20 protein-coding genes are annotated in these 20,856 nt (G+C 59.4%); 14 read left to right on the plus strand and 6 right to left on the minus strand.

Annotated elements, in window-relative coordinates; genetic code table 11:
- Window positions 1-21: 21 nt before the first annotated feature.
- The 3 genes from A6A03_RS09080 (at window position 22) to A6A03_RS09090 (ending at window position 5,022) form a co-directional block, all read left to right on the plus strand.
- A complete protein-coding gene (locus tag A6A03_RS09080; protein WP_066786700.1) occupies window positions 22-2,010 on the plus strand; it encodes an ATPase, T2SS/T4P/T4SS family in 1,989 nt (662 codons plus the stop codon).
- Window positions 2,011-2,168: 158 nt separating this feature from the next.
- Window positions 2,169-3,086, plus strand: a complete 918-nt coding sequence (locus A6A03_RS09085) for a hypothetical protein (protein ID WP_066786702.1) — start codon at window positions 2,169-2,171, stop codon at window positions 3,084-3,086.
- Window positions 3,087-4,266: 1,180 nt separating this feature from the next.
- A complete protein-coding gene (locus A6A03_RS09090) occupies window positions 4,267-5,022 on the plus strand; it encodes a hypothetical protein (RefSeq protein WP_245668923.1) in 756 nt (251 codons plus the stop codon).
- An 81-nt stretch (window positions 5,023-5,103) separates the two neighbouring features.
- Here A6A03_RS09090 and A6A03_RS09095 read toward each other — a convergent pair whose 3' ends face one another.
- Both A6A03_RS09095 and A6A03_RS20845 read right to left on the minus strand, forming a co-directional pair.
- Window positions 5,104-5,649, minus strand: a complete 546-nt coding sequence (locus A6A03_RS09095; RefSeq protein WP_066786708.1) for a dihydrofolate reductase family protein — start codon at window positions 5,647-5,649, stop codon at window positions 5,104-5,106.
- Window positions 5,650-5,671: 22 nt separating this feature from the next.
- On the minus strand, window positions 5,672-6,790 hold the full coding sequence (locus A6A03_RS20845; protein WP_066786711.1) for a restriction endonuclease: 1,119 nt from the start codon (window positions 6,788-6,790) through the stop codon (window positions 5,672-5,674).
- A gap of 136 nt (window positions 6,791-6,926) precedes the next feature.
- Here A6A03_RS20845 and lspA (A6A03_RS09105) point away from each other — a divergent pair, with 136 nt between their 5' ends.
- From lspA (A6A03_RS09105) to A6A03_RS09140, 8 genes are all read left to right on the plus strand, one after another.
- Window positions 6,927-7,436: a signal peptidase II gene (gene lspA, locus A6A03_RS09105; protein ID WP_066786714.1), complete on the plus strand. Its 510-nt coding sequence runs from the start codon at window positions 6,927-6,929 to the stop codon at window positions 7,434-7,436.
- Window positions 7,436-8,017 (plus strand): signal peptidase II, encoded by a 582-nt coding sequence (gene lspA / locus A6A03_RS09110; protein ID WP_245668924.1) that lies wholly within the window; start codon window positions 7,436-7,438, stop codon window positions 8,015-8,017. Before lspA (A6A03_RS09105) ends, lspA (A6A03_RS09110) begins: the two co-directional genes overlap by 1 nt.
- Window positions 8,014-8,964: an RluA family pseudouridine synthase gene (locus A6A03_RS09115; protein WP_066786720.1), complete on the plus strand. Its 951-nt coding sequence runs from the start codon at window positions 8,014-8,016 to the stop codon at window positions 8,962-8,964. The genes lspA (A6A03_RS09110) and A6A03_RS09115 overlap by 4 nt, the downstream gene beginning before the upstream one ends.
- Before the next feature lie 89 nt (window positions 8,965-9,053).
- The gene (gene mdh, locus A6A03_RS09120) at window positions 9,054-9,983 is read left to right on the plus strand and encodes a malate dehydrogenase (protein ID WP_066786723.1); all 930 of its coding nucleotides are present in this window, start codon (window positions 9,054-9,056) and stop codon (window positions 9,981-9,983) included.
- A gap of 60 nt (window positions 9,984-10,043) precedes the next feature.
- Entirely contained in the window at window positions 10,044-11,834 is a 1,791-nt protein-coding gene (locus A6A03_RS09125; protein WP_066786727.1) for a sensor histidine kinase, read from the plus strand.
- Window positions 11,831-12,703, plus strand: coding sequence for a 16S rRNA (adenine(1518)-N(6)/adenine(1519)-N(6))-dimethyltransferase RsmA (rsmA, locus tag A6A03_RS09130; protein WP_066786730.1), 873 nt, complete (start codon window positions 11,831-11,833; stop codon window positions 12,701-12,703). Before A6A03_RS09125 ends, rsmA begins: the two co-directional genes overlap by 4 nt.
- Before the next feature lie 51 nt (window positions 12,704-12,754).
- Window positions 12,755-13,144: a PPOX class F420-dependent oxidoreductase gene (locus tag A6A03_RS09135; RefSeq protein ID WP_066786732.1), complete on the plus strand. Its 390-nt coding sequence runs from the start codon at window positions 12,755-12,757 to the stop codon at window positions 13,142-13,144.
- Window positions 13,145-13,723: 579 nt separating this feature from the next.
- A complete protein-coding gene (locus A6A03_RS09140) occupies window positions 13,724-14,695 on the plus strand; it encodes a hypothetical protein (RefSeq protein WP_066786737.1) in 972 nt (323 codons plus the stop codon).
- Between the two features lie 78 nt (window positions 14,696-14,773).
- Here the strand turns inward: A6A03_RS09140 and A6A03_RS09145 are convergent, their stop codons facing one another.
- Window positions 14,774-15,526, minus strand: a complete 753-nt coding sequence (locus A6A03_RS09145) for an LLM class F420-dependent oxidoreductase (RefSeq protein ID WP_066786740.1) — start codon at window positions 15,524-15,526, stop codon at window positions 14,774-14,776.
- A gap of 152 nt (window positions 15,527-15,678) precedes the next feature.
- Here A6A03_RS09145 and A6A03_RS09150 point away from each other — a divergent pair, with 152 nt between their 5' ends.
- The 3 genes from A6A03_RS09150 to hpf all read left to right on the plus strand — a co-directional run bounded on the left by A6A03_RS09150 (window position 15,679) and on the right by hpf (window position 18,331).
- Window positions 15,679-16,584: an MBL fold metallo-hydrolase gene (locus A6A03_RS09150; RefSeq protein ID WP_066786743.1), complete on the plus strand. Its 906-nt coding sequence runs from the start codon at window positions 15,679-15,681 to the stop codon at window positions 16,582-16,584.
- Window positions 16,581-17,423: an MBL fold metallo-hydrolase gene (locus tag A6A03_RS09155; protein ID WP_066786745.1), complete on the plus strand. Its 843-nt coding sequence runs from the start codon at window positions 16,581-16,583 to the stop codon at window positions 17,421-17,423. Before A6A03_RS09150 ends, A6A03_RS09155 begins: the two co-directional genes overlap by 4 nt.
- A 314-nt stretch (window positions 17,424-17,737) precedes the next feature.
- Entirely contained in the window at window positions 17,738-18,331 is a 594-nt protein-coding gene (gene hpf / locus A6A03_RS09160) for a ribosome hibernation-promoting factor, HPF/YfiA family (RefSeq protein ID WP_066786747.1), read from the plus strand.
- Window positions 18,332-18,410: 79 nt separating this feature from the next.
- Here hpf and A6A03_RS09165 read toward each other — a convergent pair whose 3' ends face one another.
- From A6A03_RS09165 to A6A03_RS09175, 3 genes are read right to left on the minus strand one after another with little or no spacing between them, the layout of a single operon-like run.
- Window positions 18,411-19,499 (minus strand): restriction endonuclease, SacI family, encoded by a 1,089-nt coding sequence (locus tag A6A03_RS09165; protein WP_066786750.1) that lies wholly within the window; start codon window positions 19,497-19,499, stop codon window positions 18,411-18,413.
- Window positions 19,500-19,510: 11 nt separating this feature from the next.
- Window positions 19,511-20,422: a DNA adenine methylase gene (locus A6A03_RS09170; protein WP_082908948.1), complete on the minus strand. Its 912-nt coding sequence runs from the start codon at window positions 20,420-20,422 to the stop codon at window positions 19,511-19,513.
- 22 nt (window positions 20,423-20,444) lie between these two features.
- Window positions 20,445-20,831, minus strand: a complete 387-nt coding sequence (locus A6A03_RS09175; protein ID WP_066786752.1) for a DUF4190 domain-containing protein — start codon at window positions 20,829-20,831, stop codon at window positions 20,445-20,447.
- Window positions 20,832-20,856 lie beyond the last annotated feature (25 nt).

Below are 20,856 nucleotides of genomic sequence, written 5' to 3' on the forward strand. Positions count from 1 at the left end.
AAGCTGTCATGGAGGAGATACATGCATCCTGCGTACCGGCCTCTCACGGTGCTGGAAGAGGGTGGGTTGGCCGATTTGATGCCACAGCAGCAGGCAACGGTCGATCCGGCGGCGGCGGCGTTGCAAGCGGCGCGCGATCTGCTGCTCGCCGAGCTGCCGCCCGATCTGCTCGACCCGGTAGCACCGGCTGCCGAGCGTGACCCGGCGGTGCTGCGCGTGCTGCGGGTTGCCATCGGTACCCAAACCGAACGCGGTGGGCCGTTGGCCGGCTTGCCCACCGACGATGCTAGCCTGCTCCGCCTCTTTCACGATACGATCGGTTGGGGGCCAGCCCAACCCTATCTCGATGACGAGCGGATCCAAGAGGTCAAGATTATTGGCGACCGCATTATGGTGCAAGAAGAGGGGGCTGACTTTACCCTTGCGCCGGAACGCTTTAGCTCGCCGCGACAAGCGCTTGATCGCGCCTTGGTGCTGGCATCGCGGCTGGCGGTGCCGCTCGACCGCAGCCGTCCACAAGATACCTTGCCGCTCGCGCACGGCACCCGTATGCATGTGACCATCCCGCCGTGTACGCCTGACGACACTGCGCTGATCTGTATCCGGCGCGGTCGTCGCGCGGCGTGGACGCTGGCCGATATTCTGCGCCGCGGCGCGTGTGATGAACCCTTGTTTGCGTTGCTGCAATTGCTGGTGCGCGCCCGTTGCTCGTTTTTGATCGCGGGTGAGACCGGCTGCGGCAAGACGGCGCTTTTAGAAGCGATCGTCAACTCATGGCCGGGTGAACCGCACGTGATCACGATCGAAGACAACACGCTTGAAATCAATGTTCGCCATGCAGCATGGACGCGCGAATTAGTGCAGACCAGCCTCGATCCGTTGGCCTTTGGGCGAGCAGCGCGGGAAGTCTTGCGCCAGACGCCCTCGCTGGTGGCGCCGGGTGAGACGCGCGCAGCCGAAGCCGGTGCGATTTTGGCCGTCGCTGTCAGCGGCCATGCGGTAGTCACCACGATTCACGCGCGCACCGCCTTGCGCGCCGTGAGCCGGTTGGCCGACTGCGCCGCGATGCCGGGAGCCTACCTCTATGAGGGCCGGCGCGCCAATGCGCTGGAAGACATCTGTGACAACTTCAACGTCGTGATCCATCTCAGCCGCACAGCGGGACGCCGATATATCGATGAGGTGGCATTGCTCGATGGCTGTGACGAGACGGTCTCTGGCTTGCGGCCACGACTGATCCGCTTGGCGTGGGTTGAACCAACCGCTGAAGGGGTGCGCTGGCATTGCGCGGCTCGCGCCGATGGCGATCGGTTGGTCTGGCACGGCGCTGATCAGACGCCGGAGATGCTGGCGCACCGGCTGGCGCTGCTCAAGCTAGCCGAGCGCCCCCGCGCCGTGGCGAGCAGCCGGGCCGTGGTTGATGAAGCGTTGGCTCAAGCTGCGTTGGCCCGCCAAGCCGGTGCGTCCGAGCGCGCGCTGGCCATCTTGCGGCGGGCATGGGCCGAGCGCAACGACGAGCGGTTGGCGCACGCGGCCCGGCAGGCGCTCGCTATCGATCCGGAGCGGCAGCAACAAGCGGCGGAGGCGGCCCGCGCCGCGTATGAGCAGATCAGTACGGTCTTGGCCGCGCGGCGATGGGAGATTGCAGCGACGCTGTATGGCGAACTGAGCGCCAATCTTGAACGGTATGCTGCGTTTGCGCCAGCCGGCGGCTGGCCGGCGTTGGCAGCGGCGATCGCTGCCGGCCAGCGCGCCGATCACGAGGCCGGTGTGGCCATTAACCGCGCTGAGCAAGCATTGGCGCAGGGCCGCACTCGCGACGCGCTCGATCTGCTGGCCAACCTCGAACCGGCGCGCCTCAGCGACGAGACGGCGCTGGCCTTGCTGCGCGCACGTTACGCTGCCCTCAGTGCGCTCGTTGCCAGTGGTGAAGTCGGGGCAGCAGCCTTGACACCGGTGGCCGCCGCATTGCGTATGCGCGAAGCGGCGCTGAAGGCGCAAGGTGCGTAGCGCCTAAAGGTGCGGTGTCTGATGACATTGCGAGGGCTAGGTGGAGTGCAACGCAATGGCTAGCTAGCCCGAAGTAATCTCCTGTGAACAGGGAAGCCATCTGCTGGCTGGCAACAGCAGGTGTATATGAATTAAGGCACGTGAAAGGGTTCAGCTCTATGGAAACAATCACCCATCCCGAAACGGCGTGGCTGCTACGAGTAGCGCCGGCGCTGCTCGCCGCACTGATCACGCTGACGGCAACCTTCGTCTTGCGCCAACCTTTGGCGCGCTGGTTGGCCCGGCTGGCCCAGCGTCGATCGCCGGCGGCGCTGGATCCGGCCTTAGTGTGGCGGCCAACCCTGCTGAGGCCGGCAACGGCGCTGCTCATCGCTGCCGGGGCAGCGGCCTTCGTGAGCGCGGCGCTAGGTTTCATCGGTTCGCTCTGGTTGGGGTTGGCGGCAGCGCCGGCTGCGGCTGCGCTCGCGGTGCGGGTTGGTTTTACGTTGGCTGCGCAACGTTATAACCAACAACTCGAACGAGAACTGACCCCGGCGATTGGCCGGCTCAGTGCCCTGCTTGGCGGCGGTTTGGGTCTGCGCACTGCGTTCGAGCGGTTGCTTGCCGATATAAATGCCGGCCCGTTGCAGAGCGAATGGTCGTGGCTGATCCGGCAACAAGGCGCACCGTTGGCCGATGGCAGCATTGCCACCATGCGTCAAGTGATCGCGGCGCTGGCCACACAAACTTCGGCGGCCCGCCATGCTACCCTGCTCAACCACCTCGCTGTTGCTGCCGACCAACCGCAAGACCTGCAAGCCCGCCGCTGCGCTGCCGCCTACGCTGCCTTGCAAGCCTCGGAACGCCGCCGTGAAGAGGCGCTCACTGAGCTAGCCCAAATGCGTTATAGCGGCTTAGCCGTCGGCGGGGCCGGTGTACTGATGGCCGTCTACTTGATCGCAACCCAATGGGAACGGGTGCGTATTGCCTACAGCACTCCGCTGGGGATGGTCTTTGCGGTTATTGTCGGTTTGGCGCTGCTGGCCCCGATCGCTGGCGGCATCTGGTTCTCGCGAGTGGAGGATGTCGAGTATTAGAGTGCGCTAGCGAGCACATTATGGAGTGCGGCAGTTCAACTGCCGCGTGGTCTGGGTTGGATCACAGTGCGCGACCCAAAGCGGCAGTCCAACAGCCGCACTCGACAATGGCACGCTGCAACACCCATCTCCGGCTTGAGAGTTGGACAGAACATGTGGTTGGGTAAAAGCGTTGATCGCTGTACGATGCCTCAATGTTAGACTTTGCGCTCCCCATCACCCCTCCCCCAGCGGGGGAGGGGCAAGGGGTGGGGGCATCAGCCCGCGCAGCGGGCTTGTAATCCTAGCCCGGCCCTTCAGGGCCGGGTTCCGGGGCAAATGTTCTGCCTGCCCTTGAATCGTTCGGTGGGAGCGGGGCTGGGGGTGAGGGTGAACGATGCATCGCAAAGCCTTCAACCAAATCTGTGCTCATACGTTCTGTCCGCCCTTGAACCCGCGCCAGTGGGAGAGGGGCTGGGGGTGAGGAGCAGCCCGCGCAGCGGGCTTCGTAATCCTAGCCCGGCCCTTCAGGGCCGGGTTCCGGGGCAAATGTTCTGCCTGCCCTTGAATCGTTCGGTGGGAGAGGGGTTGGGGGTGAGGAGCAGCCCGCGCAGCGGGCTTCGTAATCCTAGCCCGGCCCTTCAGGGCCGGGTTCCGGGGCAAATGTTCTGCCTGCCCTTGAATCGTTCGGTGGGAGCGGGGCTGGGGGTGAGGGCCAGCAGCCCGCGCAGCGGGCTTCGTAATCCTAGCCCGGCCCTTCAGGGCCGGGTTCCGGGGCAAATGTTCTGCCTGCCCTTGAATCGTTCGGTGGGAGCGGGGCTGGGGGTGAGGGCCAGCAGCCCGCGCAGCGGGCTTCGTAATCCTAGCCCGGCCCTTCAGGGCCGGGTTCCGGGTCAAATGTTCTGTCCGCCCTTGAATCGTTCGGTGGGAGAGGGGCTGGGGGTGAGGAGCAGCCCGCGCAGCGGGCTTGTAATCCTAGCCCGGCCCTGAAGGGCCGGGTTCCGGGTCAAATGTTCTGTCCGCCCTTGAATCGTTCGGTGGGAGAGGGGGCCGGTGGTTAGGGTGAACCGGCATATCTCAAAGCCATCAACTACATCTGCGCCATGTATTTGGTCTGCCCTTGAGTCTCCGGCTGGCAGAAACAGAGCCGGCGGTGAGAACTGACCAACCTGATACGCACAACGTTCTTGAAAGGAGCATAATGATGCCTCATATCCTAACTACTCCCGCTGCGCCGGCCTTGCTGGCCGCGCTGTGCGGCGCGCTGCTGGCCGCGCTTGGCGTGGTGTTGCGCGGGAAACCCATTGCCACGCCGTCATTCAACGAACGGCAACGGCTGATCATCGGCCAGACCGGCGGCACGGCCTTGGCATTACTGTGTGCGGGCGCGGCGCTCAGTGGCGGCCCGATCTGGCTCGGTTTGGCGCTGGCGGCCTATTTGGCGCTCGGCTTGGTGTGGCCGCGCCAGCCGCGCCGCACCCGCGAACGCACGGAGCAAGAGCTGCGCCGGCTCACGCCGGGGTTGATTGGCTTTATCCGCGTTGCCCTTGGCAGTTTTGAAGCGCCGAGCATGCTCTTGCGCCGTTACTGCGCACAGGCTGCACCACGCCAAGCGCCGATGCGCGAAGTGGTCGCCGCCGCGATCGAACTCGGTGAAGAGCAGCGTATGCGCCCCTTTGCGGCGCTAGCCGAGGTGGCCCGTCGCTATCGTTGCCGCGAGCTGATCGATGCCACCGCTGCGCTGGCCCAAGCCGAAGCTGAAGGAACGCCGGTTGAGATGGTGCTAGCCGCCCAACAACAAACCCTCGAAGCGTTGTTGCAAGGCGAGTTCCGCCGTCTCATTCGCCGGCGCACGATGTACCTGCTCTTGCTCGCCGCGATCAGTCTGGTGGTCGGGATTTTGCTCAACTTGCTCTTTGTGATGGTGGTGGGTAGCGAAGTGTTTGCGTTGTGGTGATGTCGATCGAGTGCGGCAGTTTAACTGCCGCACTCCATACCAGTGTTTATTCGCTGCGCCTGTACTTTAACAACCAAAGAATCAATTTGTTTGAGCCGCTGCCGGCTCAATCCGGTAACTCAGCCAGACCATGCCTGAGTGTTCATACCGGCGTTGCTCGGTGAGCGTGAGCCGGTGTGATCGCCCCGGTGCGGGCAGGAATGGAATGCCGCCACCCAATAACACCGGCGCGACGGCCAGCTCGATCGTGTCAACCATATCCAACGCCAACAGATGGCGAAACAGTTCGCCGCCGCCAAACAGCCAGATGTCTTTGCCGGGACGCTGGCGCAACGATTCGATAGTGTGACGGCTTAGCTCGTTGATGATGGTCACGTGCGGATGGTCAGCCGCCGCGAGCGTGGTTGAAACCACGACTAGCTCTTTCCCGGCGTACAACTGGCCATACTCCGGATCAGTGAGCGGCAAGCCGGCAAAGGTCTTGCGCCCCATCAAGAGGGTGTCGAATTCGGCAAACCATGCGCCAAAATCAATCTCCGGCTCAGCCGGAATCCAACCGGTATCGCCTTGCGGCCCGGCAATATACCCGTCAAGACTACAAGCCACCTGATATCTGATCCGGCGCATGTTCAATCTCCTCGTAGCTTCCCTATCTGCCCGCTCCCTGCCTCTCGGGAGTGATCACCGGCAACGCCGCCTCGATCGCCGGATCGAGCGTGAGCAGCGTGCGATGCACCCACCCCTCTTGCTGGCGGGGGTTGATGATCCGGATCCAGACCCCATCGGCGCTCCGCCCAAGCAGGAACACGGTTTCATAGGCGTGAATCTGATCCAACACCGTGCCTTTCAAGGTTGGCTCGGCCCGCACGTTGCCGCCGTTAAAGACGGTGGCGGTTGGGTAGATTGGCGTCGGTGTTGGTGTTGGCTGTGGCGTAGCCGCCGGTTGCGGGGTGCGGGTAGGGCGTGGGGTGGCAGTAGGGCGCGGCGTGGCGGTCGCTGGCGCTGCCTCCGCTACGATTGGGTTGGAGGCTGGCGCATTGGCGGTTACACCCAAGAAGCTGGCTTGCTCTATCTGTGCTTCGGCGTGGCTAATAGGCAGTCCTCCAAACAAGAGCGCAAATCCGGCCAGCACCAGATTCAGGCCCAGCGCGCCGGCGTAGAGGAGCGTGCTCTCTTGGCTGCGGCGCGGTTGTTGCGCTGCCCGTAGCCGTTCCGCTTCGTCGATGCGTTGCAAGAGGATCCGGTCGTCCCACAATTCAACCCGCTGCCCGCGCGCTTCGAGCTGTGATTGGCGGGTAAATGCACTGGTTGCCACCAAAATCGCGCGATCCGCTTGCTGAATTTGCAGCGCGCCGACCAGATCGCGCACGTAGTTTGGCCCGACCGGTTTAGTGTAGCGCTTGCATTGAATGATAAAGCGTAACCCATCGCGCTCGGCGGTGATGTCAACGCCGCGATCGCCGCTGCCGCCGCGCACCGTGACCTGCTTCCAGCCGAGATCTTCCAGTAAGAGGGCAACCCGCTGCTCGAACTCGCTTGGCGAAAGATCGAGCAACTGCTGGCGGCGCAACCGCTGGAGGCGCTGTTCGCGCAACCAGCGGTTGATGAAAAAGACGATGGTCATCCCGGCAACCATCACGGTCAGCGTCCACAAGAACGGGAGCGATAAGGAAAGACTGCCCAAAATCACCCCAATTGCCAACAAGCCACTGATCGGATCAAACTCCTCGCTAACGGCGCGGGAACGAGCGCTAGAACGCCGGGTCATGCCGGAAGCTCCTGTCAAGTATAACGAGAACACGTAGTACGAAAATGTTAACAAAACGTTATTACCCATCCATTTCCAGCGCCCTACGTTATAATGAGAGAAAACGAGATCGGATTCGTGAAGAAGGGATGCGATAGTGAAGTCACTGGTGCAAGCTCGCTGGATTATGCCATTGCTCGTCGCCGCGCTGGCGGTTGCGCTCGATCAAGCGTCAAAACGCTGGATCGTCGCTACCCTTGGCCCTGAAACGATGACTCGCTTTATTCCGCTGATTGGCGACGATATCCGGCTGGCGTATTCACATAATACAGGGATTGCCTTTAGCCTGTTTCAAGGCAAGTCAGACGTGTTGACTATCGTTGCGTTGGTGATCATCACCGGCGCGATCTATCTCTACATCACGCAATTGCCGAACCGGCGCCGGCTCGTGCAGATTGCGATGGGGTTGATCCTTGGCGGCGCCTTGGGCAATGTGATCGACCGGATCCGGTTGGGGTATGTGGTCGATTTTATTCAAGTCGGTTGGTTCCCGATCTTTAATCTCGCTGATAGTGCGATTACGGTTGGTGCGGCTCTCTTGATGTTGCAATACGCGCTTGATGAAATCGCTCTCCGCCGTGTGCGGCAAGCGATGATGTCACAGTGATGGCGATGCGCACCCGTTGGATGCTGCTCATTCTGGTGGCAATACCGATCTTTCTGCTCGACCAACTGAGCAAGGTCTGGTTGAGCGGTGTGCTGGCGCGTGCCAATCGCCCGATCCCGCTGCTCTTTGATTGGGTGCAGCTCGCCTATCACGAGAATACAGGGGTTGCGTTTGGTCTCTTCCCCGACCAAGGCGGCGTGCTCTCGGTTGGCGCCGGCTTGGTGCTTATCTTGCTGGCCTATACGTATCAGCATCTCCTCCCCGCTGAGTCGCGGTGGGTAACGGCTGCGGTTGGATTGATCTTCGGCGGCGGGATTTCCAACCTCTTTGACCGGATCCGGCAGGGGTATGTGGTCGATTTTATTCAGATCGGTTGGTGGCCAGTGTTCAATCTAGCCGATAGCGCGATCTCGCTCGGCGTTGCGGCATTGGCCTTTCACATCATCTTCATTGGCGATGAACCAGAGCCAGCCGAACCTGAGCCGGTCGATGATAGTTTGCTCAGCGAGTTGTTGAGCCGTGATCCTGAAACATCACTGCCCGCCGAGCCGCGCAATCGCAATTCGGAGTCGCCGTCATGAACGACGCTAGCGTGATGGAATGGCTCGATGCTGATGAACGGGTAGTGATCGTTCCTGCTGAGGTGAGCGGCGAGCGGATCGACCGGTTTCTAGCGGCGACGTTGCCTGATCTGTCGCGGGCGCAAGTGCAACGCTTGATCGAGCAGGGAATGGTGCTCTGCGCTGGCCGGCCTACCCGCGCCAGCCAGCCGGTACGCGCCGGGATGGCCATTCACGTCACGATTCCTCCGCCGGTGCCGACCGAACTGGTGGCCGAACCGATCCCGCTTGACGTAGTGTACGAAGATGCCGATATTGCCGTGATCAACAAACCAGCCGGCATGGTCGTGCATCCGGCGCCGGGCCATACGCGCGGCACGTTGGTGAACGCCCTCTTGGCCCGCTACCCCGATTTAGCGGTTGGTGGCGAGGTGCGTCCCGGCATCGTCCATCGTCTCGATCGCGACACGTCTGGTTTGTTAGTCATTGCCCGTCACGATGCTGCCCTCCGCGCGTTGGTCGAACAACAACAGGCGCGGCGCATGCGCAAAATCTATCAGGCGCTGGTGATCGGCCGTCCGCCAGCCACGGGTACGATTGATGCGCCGATTGGCCGCGATCCGCGTGACCGATTGCGCATGGCGGTGGTGAGCGATGGCCGCCCGGCGCGCACCCACTATCGGGTCATTGCGACCTTTGGCGATTATAGTTTGCTCGAAGTGCAACTCGAAACCGGTCGCACGCACCAGATCCGGGTGCATTTGCGTCACCTCGGCTATCCGATCGTTGGCGACCCGGTCTATGGGCCGCGCCGCGCGCATCTGCACCTGTCGCGCCAGTTTTTGCATGCCGGCGAGTTGGGCCTGTTTCACCCGCGTGATGGGCAGTGGCGGCAATTCACTGCGCCCCTGCCGCCCGATCTGTCGTCTGTTCTCAACCATTTGCAAATGGTTGCATCAACGCACTAAGTCTGCAATATGCTACAATGCGCAGGGATGGCAACGACACACTCCGTCGCATTCCATAACTGGCGCCGCGAAGAGGTGAGGAGACAGTTATGCGCAAGAAAATTAGCATTATCGGGGCAGGGTTTGTCGGTTCGACGACGGCGCACTGGCTGGCCGCCAAAGAGCTAGGCGACATCGTGCTGTTGGATATTGTCGAGGGCGTGCCGCAGGGCAAGGCGCTTGATCTCTATGAGGCAGCGCCGGTGGAGGGGTACGATGTGCGGGTGATTGGCACCAACAATTATGCCGATACCGCCAATTCCGACGTTATTGTCGTCACCTCCGGCGCGCCGCGCAAGCCGGGCATGAGCCGCGAGGATCTGATTAAGGTCAATGCCGATATTACCCGCGATTGCATTAGCAAGGCGGCGCCGCTTTCGCCAAACGCATTCATTATTATGGTCAACAACCCGCTGGACGCGATGACCTATCTGGCGGCTGAGGTGAGTGGCTTCCCCAAAGAGCGGGTGATGGGGCAGGCCGGCGTGCTCGATGCGGCGCGCTACCGCACCTTTATCGCTATGGAAGTTGGCGTCTCGGTCGAAGATGTGCAGGCGATGCTCATGGGCGGCCACGGCGACGAGATGGTGCCCTTGCCCCGCTTCTCGACCATCGGCGGTATTCCGGTGAGCCACTTCATTGCGCCTGACCGGCTGGCTCAGATCGTTGAGCGGACGCGCAAGGGTGGCGGCGAGATTGTCAACCTGCTCAAGACTGGCAGCGCCTACTACGCTCCGGCTGCTTCGACGGCTCTGATGGTAGAAGCGATCTTGAAGGATAAGAAGCGGGTGGTGCCGGTGGCGGCGTATCTGACCGGCCAATACGGTCTGAACGATATGTATTTCGGCGTACCAGTGGTGTTGGGTGCTGGCGGGGTCGAGAAGATTATCGAGTTGCCGCTCAACGAAGAAGAGATGGCGCTGCTGAACGCCTCGGCGAAGGCGGTGCGGACGACGCTTGAGACGTTGAAGTCGTTGTAATATCAGCACGGCGGCGGCGCGCCGGTTCGTGCCGCCGCCTCTCTGTTTGCGAATACTGCTATGGCCAGTTCGGCGCAATCGTCAATGCAATCATCGCCATCACAACGCACAACATCGGCGTGGAGCCCGCTCGGCGGCGAGCGCTTCTATGCTATGGCGCGCTGGGTGATGATCATCTTGCTCGGCGTTGTCACCCAATTCCTGACCAACGGTAGTCTTTGGCCGATCAATGGCGATTTAGAATCGTTAGATGTGATCTTTTGGCTGTATGCCGGGTTTGCGCTGATTTTTACCTTGTTGGCGTTTGTGCCGCCCGCTGCCGGCCTTGTAAGCCTGTCGTACCTGTTTGATATTGCCTTCATTTCGCTGATGGCCTTTTTGGGCGGCGAGCGGATTGTGATCTTTTTTCCGCTCTATTTGGTGCCACTGACCTATGCTGCTATCCGGCAGCCGCTCCACATTGGCGTCCTTTCGGGCGCGTTAGCAGCAGTCACGTATATGGCCGCCTTTATCGGCTGGCGCCGGCTGATTGCGCCTGAAGCCTTGATGACTATGCTCGATTATGTGGCGCTGGCATTGCGTGGTTTGACGCTGGCGATTGTGCCGTGGGTGACGGGAAATCTGGCTGAACGCCAAAGTGAAGCCAATCGCTATCGCGTCGCGCAGGCCCAACAAGAGGCTGAACGGGCGTTGCAAGAAGCCAATGCCTACCGCGATCAGATGCGCTCGCTCTACCAAGTGGCGCTGGCGTTGGGAACAACCGCCGATTATCGGCAGGTGCTGGATACGCTGCTGCGTGAAAGCCGTAAAATTGTGCCCTATCGCGCCGGTGTGGTGTTGCTCTCCTCTGGCCGGCCAAATGAGCTGTATGTCGCCTTTGGCTCAAATCTGGCGCCGGGTGATCTGAATCGCACCGTGCAGATGGATTCTGGCTTGGCGACAGCATTGCGCGCCAATATGGCTCAGACGATTACTTCCTTTGCCCAGTTTCCGTCGTTGCAACAGATCGGCGCGCTGCGTGATTGCGTCTCGGCGGCCCTGATTCCCCTCCAAGTAGGGATGCGCGCCTATGGTCTGTTTGTAGTCGCCACCGATCACATGCTGCAAACGGATCAGACTGAGATGTTGATGGCGTTAGCGAATTATGCCATCGTCGCGTTGCATAATGCGCAACTGATTTTCGATCTCAAAGAAGAACGAGAAAAATTGCTCTCGCGCGAAGAGGAGGTGCGCCACCAGTTGGCGCGCGATCTGCACGATGGCCCCGCCCAATCGATGGCCGTCATCACGATGAAGGCCGAGTATATTAAACGCCTGCTCGATCGCGATCCCGCTCAAGCGTTGGCCGAACTTGATGAGTTGAGCACGATTGCCAAGCGCACCAATTATGAGGTGCGCACGATGCTGTTTGAGCTGCGCCCGCTGATGCTCGAAACGCAGGGCTTGAAGGTGACGTTAGAACAGTATCTGGATCGGTTGCGCGCCAAAGCCGGCAAGACGGCGATCATTCTCGAAGCCAGCGATATTGATCAGCTCCGTCTCGGCTCGAAGGTGGAGGGCGCGTTATTTAACATGATCCAAGAATCGGTCACCAATGCGATTAAGCACGCCAATGCCGCCCATATTTGGGTGCGTTTGCGGCAGTTGCAAGATAAGATGCTGGAAGTGGTGATCGAAGATGATGGCGTTGGCTTCGATAAAGCGGCTTTACTTAAAACCTATGAGAAGCGCGGCAGTTTCGGTCTCTTGAATATCGATGAGCGAGCCCGGTTAGCCGGCGGTCGCGCCGAGATTGATTCGACCCCCGGCAAGGGGACGCGCATTACCATCTTTGTGCCGGTTGAGTCGTGAACCCCTATCTCAATCCGCAACGGATTCGCGCTGCACTGCGCGCGCTCAATCTGCGCCCAACCCGTGGCATGGGCCAGAATTTTTTGCTCGATGGCCATGTGCTGGCAACCATTGTTGCCGAAGCGGCGCTGACCTCATCCGATACCGTTATCGAAGTGGGGCCGGGTTTGGGGGTGTTGACGTGGGAATTGCTGGCCCGGGCAGGCCGGGTAATCAGTGTTGAATTGGATCGCCGGTTGGCTGAACGCTTGGCCGCCGAGTTCCGCGATCGCACCAATCTCGCGTTGGTGCAGGGTGATGTGCTTGAGCTAGCGCCGGCTGATCTGCTGGCCCGTGCCGGCGCTGCGCCGCCTTACAAACTAGTCGCCAACATCCCCTATGCGATTACCGCGCCGCTGCTGCGCCATTTCCTCGAAGCGCCTGTCCCGCCTGAGCTCAGTGTGTTGCTGGTGCAATGGGAGGTTGCCCAGCGCATCTGCGCCGGCCCCGGTGATTATAGTGTGTTGGCCCATGCGATCCAGTTTTACGCAGAACCCGCGATCGTGGCCCGCGTGCCTGCCAGTAGCTTCTTTCCCGCGCCCGCCGTCGATTCGGCGATTGTGCGCCTGCAACGCCGCGCGCAGCCGGCGGTGACGGTGGCTGATGTCAATGCCCTCTTCCGGTTGATTAAGGCCGGCTTCCTCCATGCCCGCAAACAGTTGGGTAATGCCTTGCCGAGCGGTTTAGCCGCGTTAGGCGTCACTATCCCCCGTGAACAAGTGGTGGCGGCGCTGCGCGCTGCTGGCATTGATCCCCAACGCCGCGCCGAAACGGTGACATTGGCTGAATGGGCAAACTTGCTCGCTGTTTTGCCCGAATCAGGGGTATAGTACTAAGAGAACCAACGATTGGTTCGCACGTCTCTACTTCTGGAGGAAGCTGTGGCTGAGCAAACGACACCCTATTTCGCTGGTCTTCACCGGCATGAATTTGCTAACCTGATTACATTCCGCAAAAATGGCCAGCCGGTGGTGACGCCGGTTTGGTTTGCGGAACGCAATGGCAAGCTGTATGTGATGACCACTGCCAATGCCGGCAAGGTCAAGCGCATCCGTAACAATCCGCAGGTCGAAGTTGGGCCATCGGATCGTGCTGGTAAGCCATTGGGGCCGACCGTTCCGGCGCGGGCGCGCATTCTGCCCCCTGAAGAGGCCAAGGTGGCGCGTGAGGCCCTTGATGATAAGTATGGCCTGATGAAGGCGATGTTCGATTTTTTCATGAATGTGCGTGGCGTCGAACGGGCGTGGATCGAAATTTCCCCAGCCGAATAACAACGATCACTGTCGCGCCGCACGGTGGTGCGGCTCCCAATCGATAGAATACCACCCAATGATGACGGCCCCTGCCGTGCGGCTAGAGGAGCGGACAGAACATGTGGTCGCGTGCAACCGTTGATCGCTGGGCAATGCCTCAACGCCCGGTGCTGCCCTCCCCTCTCCCGCGCTAGTGGGAGCGGGGCAGGGGGCGAGGGCCAGCAGCCCGCGCAGCGGGTGGAATAGCCACAAAAAGACACAAAACGCACAAACACGTGCTATGTTGTGCCGTTTGTGTCTCTTCATGGCTCTTCGACAGCAGGGCTAGGGCAGATGTCTGCCGTGCGCGCCGAGAGCTAACACCACCCTCCGCGTCCTCTGCGTCCTCTGCGGTAAACCTACCCCCGAAAGGGCAGGGGGCGAGGGCCAGCAGCCCGCGCAGCGGGCTTCGTACCCCTAGCCCGGCCCTTCAGGGCCGGGTTCTGGAGCAGATGTTCTATCCGCTTGACAGTTGCGCGCATGTGATGGTATAAGATGGCGACTGATGGCGATACATGGCTCTCAGCGCCCCGTTGCGCGACACAGGAGAGAGATCGCGTGAACCGTCCGCACCGCGCTCTGCTTGCGCTCCTGCCCGTACTAGCCTTGTTGCTGCTGGTGGTCTTGATGGCGGCGACACCGCCTGCCCCACCGCCGGCGCCGAGGCTGGCTGATCTCCCGCCGATCGAGACGCCAACGGTAGAACTGCTCCCTACTGCAACACCTTCGCCATCGCCGATCCCCGAACCGACCTTGACTCCTACCCTTGCCCGGCGCGAGTTTCTCGAGTCGTTCGATGTCAAAACTGCGCCAACTAGCTTCCTGCCCGGTCGCGGCCCGGTCTTGCCCGGTGAATTTGTGTATGCTGGACGCCGGATCGATTTCTACGTTGGCCGGGGCACGTTTAGCGCCGATCAGGTGCGTGACTTGGCGGTCAAGATCGAGTACGCGCTTGGCTATTTGCAACGCCGGTTTGATGTCCAACTGACTGATCGCGTCTCGATTGGATTTTACAATCCGGCCTTAGCCCCGACGAGCGATACGCGCGGTATTGCCTACACCCACGATCGCACGAATATTCGCCTGTTCTATGGCCCCAACGACGATACCTACAAGGCATTAGTGATCGCCACCCACGAGCTCGCCCATGCCTTGCAGGCCGAAGCGTATGGTCGCGAAGAGCAGGGCCGCTCTGATCTGGTCTTGTTGGAAGGGTTAGCGACGTGGATTTCAGGCGAATATTGGCTGAGCTTGTCCGATTCGCCGTCGTTTCAAGCCCGCGCGCGCGAGCTGTACCAAGCCGGTTATCGCGGCAATCTAGCGGCCTTAGCGAGCAGCGCCGATTCGATGGCGGCCTATGAGATGTGGGCCGGGTTTGTTGACTATCTGGCCCGTACCTACGGCTGGGATAAGTTCAACGAATTGTATGCCAATGGTCGCGGGCGCGCTCCCGGTTCGGCCAATTACCGCGGGATCTACGGCAAGAGTTTTCAAGAACTTTATACCGAATGGTATGCGACGTTGCGGTGAACGCTCTGCGCCAAGGCGCACCGGGGGCGAGTGCTTGGTCTGCTGCCCCGTCCTCTCGGTGCGCCTGAGCGTCGCCGGTTAACCGCGCAGCTTGAGCAGCTCCTCTACCGGCGCGAAGTTCCACGGCTCACCCAGACCGATAATGATATGCGTTGCGCCGGCTTCAAGGTATGGCTCAATCGGCTCGCCTGCCCGCGGCGAGACGCTGCGCTCGATCGTGGCTGGATCACGGCCTACCTGAGCGCACCACTGGTCGAGAATCTCATTCTTGCGCTTGAAGTTTTCGACCGGCCCGAAACCGTGCCAGATATCGGCGTGCTCGGCGGTGATCCGCAGGGTGACTTTTTCACCGCCGCCACCGATCAAGATCGGGATGCGGCGCAGTGGCGGCGGCTGATCGACCTCCCAGCGCGCTTTGATGATCGGCAATGATTCACGCAACGCGCGCAAGCGATCGGCGGCAGTGCCGAAAGTGTAGCCAAATTCGGTATAATCACGTTCAAACCAGCCGGCGCCTAGCCCAAGGATCAGCCGCCCCCCGCTGATATGATCCACCGTCTTGGCCATATTCGAGAGCAGCGCCGGATTACGATAGCTGTTGCACGTCACCAAACAGCCGATCTCGGCGCGCTGGGTGATGGTCGCCATCGCAGTCAAGAGCGTCCACCCCTCGAAGTGCGGGCCATCTGGCGGGCCGTAGAGCGGAAAGAAGTGATCCCAATTCCAGATCGTGTCGCAGCCGATCGCTTCGGCATAACGCACAGCATCACGGTACGACTCCCACGTGGTATGCTGTGGATGGAGTTGGACGCCAACCCGAAACCGAGCCATAACCTCACCTTTCTGATTGCGCGCTTGACCGGTAAAATGATCATCTAAAAAGCATTCACAAACTACGTTTATGCTGTAAACTGTGAAATGCAGAGCTGCAATCACGTTGCGCAGCAGCGTTTCATTGTACGACAACCTACACGGGCGCACCGATGAGAGTTCGTATCTGGGGCACGCGCGGCTCGTATCCAGTTGCCCACGCCAGTATGCTGCGGTATGGTGGGAATACTACCTGTGTGGAGGTAGTGGCGGAAGGGCGCCATATAATTCTCGACGCCGGCACTGGCCTGCGCATGTTAGGCGATTCACTTGCGCAAGCGCAGGCGCCACGGCAGCTCGATCTCTTAATTACCCATACCCATTGGGATCATATCATAGGTTTCCCATTCTTTGCACCCCTATTTGATCCAGATTTGAAACTCGACATTTATGGTTTGGCGCGTACCCAGTCGAGTCTGCGGACGACTTTGGCCGGCGCGTTGAGCGATCCGCTCTTGCCGCTCAATATGGATGATTTGCGTGCGCAGATTAACTTTTTTGAAATTGGCGCCGGTCATTGCTTTGAATTGGGGCCGGTGCAGGTGCGCACGGCGCTGGCTAACCATCCGTACCGTGCGCTCGCTTACCGGCTCGAAACGCCTGATGGCGTGCTGACCTTTATTCCCGATACCGGACCCTTCCATACGGTGCTCTTCGGTGAGGAGCGGATTGAGTGGACTGGCCAACCCACGGCGCGCAGCCAAAGCGAATTGCGCGAATTGGCGGCGATGAAAGCGGCCATCCTTGAATTGGCCTACCGCGCTGATTGGCTCATTTACGATGCCCAATTCACCGATGCCCAATACGCGCGCTTTCCGCATTGGGGGCACAGCAGCGCAACCCAAGCCCGTGAAATCGCTGAAGAGGCGCAGGTGCGCCAGTTGATCTTGTTTCACCACGATCCTCACCGTACCGATGAGGAACTGGATCGGATTGTGGCCGAACAGCAAGCGCTCGCTGCGCCGGGATTGCTGGTGACGGCAGCCTTTGAGGGTATGGAGTTGTGGAGGAAGCCATGAAGGTGCAGTTTTGGGGGGTACGCGGCTATGTGCCGACGCCGCATGCCGCTATGTTGCGGTACGGTGGCAATACCTGCTGCACTGCCGTCATCGGTGAACATGGCGAACTGGTGGTGCTTGATACCGGCACCGGCTTCTGTATGTTGGGCGATGAATTGATGCAAGGCGAGTTTGGCCGTGGTCGCGGCACGTTGACGCTGTTGATTAGCCATACCTATTGGGATCATATTCTCGGTTTGCCCTTCCCCGGCGTAGTGCATATCCCCGGCAATCGCCTCGATATCTATGGCCCCGATAGCACGCGCGGCTCGTTGCAGATGGTGTACGATGGTATGCTCTCGCCGGTCTATTCACCGGTGTACGGGTTGGCCCATATTGGCGCGACGCACCGGTTTACGACCATCTCAACCGAGCCGTTTACGATCGGTCGCTTGCTGGTGCGCGCCCTGCCCCTCTCGCGTCGCCAGCATTCGCCAATCTGGGCCTATCGGCTGGAAGAAGAGGGCCGGGTGCTGGTCTATATTACCGATGTACGCTACGGCGAAGATGGCATTCGTGAGGAGGCGATCGCCTTCGCGCGCAATGCGCATGTGCTGATCCATAGCGCTCCCTATCTGCGCACCGAGCAGGTCGAAGACTACGGCCATAGCCGGATCGAAGACGCCGTCGAAGTTGCCCAAGCTGCCGGCGTTGAGCGGTTATTGCTGTTTCACCATGCCCCAAATCGCACCGACGATGAACTGGATGCGATTGTCGTCCGTCTGCGCGCCGAGCTCGCAGCTCACGATAGCCCGCTACAAGTGGAAGCGGCAGCGGAAGGGATGGAGTTGGCGGTGTAACGGCGATGCCGTATCACCAATCGCAATGGAGCGGATTGGTTATTACGCATGGTGAACAGTTTCTCACTCTTCCTATCTTGCGAGACGGCTGGCGGCGTAGTAGAATACTGGCAAAGCTGTTCAGCGCGTGCTACGCAGGAGTAGCACCCATTCAGGAGTGAGGCTTTATGACCCCTTTGGTCAGCCGCAATGCTCCGCAACTGATGGCCTTTTGAGAAATAGCTCGGTCCTCGCCGCGCTGAAGGCGGGGGCCGGGTTGTTTTTATCGCCCGGCCACCCAATGACGGGTTGGCAACAGCGGATGGAGGAATGCGATGGAACTCACCATCAAGAGCCGGAACGGCAAGATCTCAGAGCGTCAACGCGAGCACATCGAAGAGAAACTCGCCAAATTGGGGCGTTATCTTAATGGCATTACCAGCATCGCCGTCGAAATCCAACATGAACAACAGCGGAATGCCGGTGAAATCTATCGGGTGCAGACGACGCTGGTTGCCGAGCACGGCGTGATCCTGCGCGCCGAAGAGCGCGCATCCGACCTCTATGCCGCCATCGATGAAGTGCAGGAGGTGTTGCAGCGCCAGATTTCGCGCTATAAAGAGAAATATTGGCGGCGCAGCCGCGAGCTGCGGCGGGCAACGAATGGGTTTACCCCCGCCGAAGAGGTGGCGATTGCCGAGGCGGAGGCCGAGGCGGTGGCGGCGCCTGCCGAGCCGGAACCAGAGGCGAAGGTGATCCGCACCAAGACCTTCCGCTTGCGCCCGATGTTCGTTGATGATGCGATCGAGCAGATGGAGCTGCTCGGCCACAATTTCTTTATCTTCCAGAACGCTGAGACGATGCAGATCAGCGTCCTCTACCGCCGGCGCGATGGCAATTACGGGGTGATCGTGCCGGAAGTCGGCTAATGCTCTCCCAGCCCCTCCCCGCCAACCCCTCCCCTCGCTCACGCGGGGGGAGGGGTGTTTATAGGGTGCATGTGAGTGATTATTGCTCTAGCATTTGTTTAATGGCTGCATTCCAAGTGGTTTTGATAACAGAAGCAATGTTATTCCTGTCTATTAATTCGATGAATTTGTCAACAAACATTTGCCGTCCTGCTGCGCCAGTGATGCTCAGGAGATGGCGTATCCAAGTTCGTAATTCAAGAATATTGATATCATAATTCTGGCGAAAGTATTTTACGACTTCTTTTTGAACTGATTCATCGATTGAGGAAACGGTTACGATAAAGAGATAGTCGCTAATTTGATGGATTGACATTTTTGTCTCAAAGGCATCTCTTACTCTTTGTGATTCTAAAGGTCGTTCTGTCACCTCTAGCACCAAGATAGCCTGTTCATTCTGGCGCACGGTGATATCGCCAGCCACGTTAGCAGCGCGATCTGACACGTTAATGTCTTGCCAATCAATAGTCCATTCAAGATTAAATCTGTGATTAAGTGTTTCCAACATAGCTACGGTGAGTAGCACCGGAATGTATCCACCACTCCGTGTTTGCAATAAGATGCCGATCACGCTGTCAATCTGATCAAGACTTAATCGGTTGACTCGCATGAGCTGAATGTTATGTTCTTCTCGTAACTGAACGAAACGATAAAGGAGGTACAAAAGAAGATTTTTAACCTCTTCTGTGCCGGTTGCTTTCTCGAAAGCTTCGAGGTAGGATAAAAACGCTTGATACCCTTTCTTATCACGTAAACCCTGAGCAGTTTCAGCCACAAATTTGACGCTCCGGCGAAATGTGGCTAGATATGGCCCTTTGGAGGCTGGAATATGCCGCGTGCGCAAGAATGGATTAATGACTTTTTCATCCATTGTGCGACCATTGAACGCATCATCCCCATGGTTCATATAGGGATGGCGAATGTTAATCGCTGGGTTCAGGAGCTTTGCCAAGCCGCAGCCGAGCAATGCTTCACGGTACGACTTTGTTGGTGACTTGAATAAATCATCCGCAATTGGGATCAGGGATGGATTGACATAAGGTGTACGCTGTTGAAGATAAAGCTCTTCGGCTGATCTGAACATCTGCTCAAGCTGTTGTGCTGCTTGTTGATAATCATCAATGTTCATAGACCTGCTCTTCAGTAATTCATCCAAACCGATTCTTGGCGAACTTGCTTGACCGAGTGGCACTGCTTCAATGGCGCGTCGTAGCGTCGCCAGTCGCGGTACAGTTGATCCATCAGCTCGCAACGATAACCGGAAATGGCGACTTTCCCCCGGCATTGGTGCAGAACGCGGGCTAATTCGCGATGCGCTTGTTCATCCATTTCAAAGCTATAGGCGTTATTGTCGCCACGACTCGCATGCACATACGGCGGATCGCAATAAAAGAGGGTATCCGGATCATCATACAATTGGATAACATCGATAGCTGGTCTGTTTTCGATCTGCACCCGCAACAGACGTTCAGCAATATCTGCGAGACCTTCAATACTCCCTAACCAACGCGATACGACGCCTGACATGCCTGCCCGGCTCGTTTGTTTGCAGTTGGCCCACCGGCCAAGAGTGGCCGTCTGCGCCAAACCGGTGCGGGCCTGCCGCGCGCGCACGAAAAACCGCCGGGCGCGTTCAAGGTCAGAAAGGTCGTGATCATCGCCATAAATCGCGAGATAAAACTCTTCGCGCGAAAACGGGGTGAGCGCAATGGCCCGCGTAAGTTCTTCGTAGTGATCGCGCAGCACACGAAAGAAATTAACTACATCGCCATCAATGTCATTATAGGTTTCCACCGGCGCTGGATCGCGATTGAGCAACACAGCCGCCGAGCCGCCAAACGGCTCACAATAGTGGTGGCATGCCGGCAATAACGGTAATAACCAGTCAAGGTGATTGAACTTGCCGCCATACCAGCCGAAAACGATGCGTTTGCGCTGGCGCTGGCGCGGGTAGACAATCGCAGGATTGCCAAAGATATCGTTGAGATAAATTGGCGATAATCCGCGCTTCTTTCCTTCCGGTTGATCTGGTGCGTGCTCAACTGCACTCATGCCAATCTCCTCTAAGATAACGTCACACCCCCACCGCCATTACCACTACTGCCACACACAACGCCACGACCGTCAAGGCCACGTGGGCATAACCCAGCGCCAATCCGAACCGGGCCAACCCGCCGCCGGTCAGTTCGCCATTACCGCGCTTGACGGCGCTCTGGCCGAGATGGCCACAGATGATCGCCGGCACGGCAAGCAAGAGCGGAATGAAGAAGAGGATCCACGTCGTGATGCCGCAGATCAGGCTGGCAATCGCCAACCGGCTGTTGCGGGCCGGCGCTATCGGCAGGGTGGCGTCGATGGCCGGCGCTGGTTGCCAGACTGCTTGCGCCAACGCTTGGCCGCAGGCCGGGCAGAACCGTTCAGCGCCGGTGATGGTATGACCGCAGCTAGGGCACTGTCGCACAGTAAGCACTCCTTGTCGTCAACAA

It is taken from the genome of Chloroflexus islandicus (assembly GCF_001650695.1).
Taxonomy (GTDB): Bacteria; Chloroflexota; Chloroflexia; order Chloroflexales; family Chloroflexaceae; genus Chloroflexus; species Chloroflexus islandicus.

Coding starts and splice junctions, on each gene's coding strand:
- A6A03_RS09080 (WP_066786700.1), top strand. CDS start 22: ATGCATCCTGCGTACCGGCCTCTCACGGTGCTGGAAGAGGGTGGGTTG.
- A6A03_RS09085 (WP_066786702.1), top strand. CDS start 2,169: ATGGAAACAATCACCCATCCCGAAACGGCGTGGCTGCTACGAGTAGCG.
- A6A03_RS09090 (WP_245668923.1), top strand. CDS start 4,267: ATGATGCCTCATATCCTAACTACTCCCGCTGCGCCGGCCTTGCTGGCC.
- A6A03_RS09095 (WP_066786708.1), bottom strand. CDS start 5,649: ATGCGCCGGATCAGATATCAGGTGGCTTGTAGTCTTGACGGGTATATT.
- A6A03_RS20845 (WP_066786711.1), bottom strand. CDS start 6,790: ATGACCCGGCGTTCTAGCGCTCGTTCCCGCGCCGTTAGCGAGGAGTTT.
- lspA (WP_245668924.1), top strand. CDS start 7,436: ATGGCGATGCGCACCCGTTGGATGCTGCTCATTCTGGTGGCAATACCG.
- A6A03_RS09115 (WP_066786720.1), top strand. CDS start 8,014: ATGAACGACGCTAGCGTGATGGAATGGCTCGATGCTGATGAACGGGTA.
- mdh (WP_066786723.1), top strand. CDS start 9,054: ATGCGCAAGAAAATTAGCATTATCGGGGCAGGGTTTGTCGGTTCGACG.
- A6A03_RS09125 (WP_066786727.1), top strand. CDS start 10,044: ATGGCCAGTTCGGCGCAATCGTCAATGCAATCATCGCCATCACAACGC.
- A6A03_RS09145 (WP_066786740.1), bottom strand. CDS start 15,526: ATGGCTCGGTTTCGGGTTGGCGTCCAACTCCATCCACAGCATACCACG.
- A6A03_RS09150 (WP_066786743.1), top strand. CDS start 15,679: ATGAGAGTTCGTATCTGGGGCACGCGCGGCTCGTATCCAGTTGCCCAC.
- A6A03_RS09155 (WP_066786745.1), top strand. CDS start 16,581: ATGAAGGTGCAGTTTTGGGGGGTACGCGGCTATGTGCCGACGCCGCAT.
- hpf (WP_066786747.1), top strand. CDS start 17,738: ATGGAACTCACCATCAAGAGCCGGAACGGCAAGATCTCAGAGCGTCAA.
- A6A03_RS09165 (WP_066786750.1), bottom strand. CDS start 19,499: ATGAACATTGATGATTATCAACAAGCAGCACAACAGCTTGAGCAGATG.
- A6A03_RS09170 (WP_082908948.1), bottom strand. CDS start 20,422: ATGAGTGCAGTTGAGCACGCACCAGATCAACCGGAAGGAAAGAAGCGC.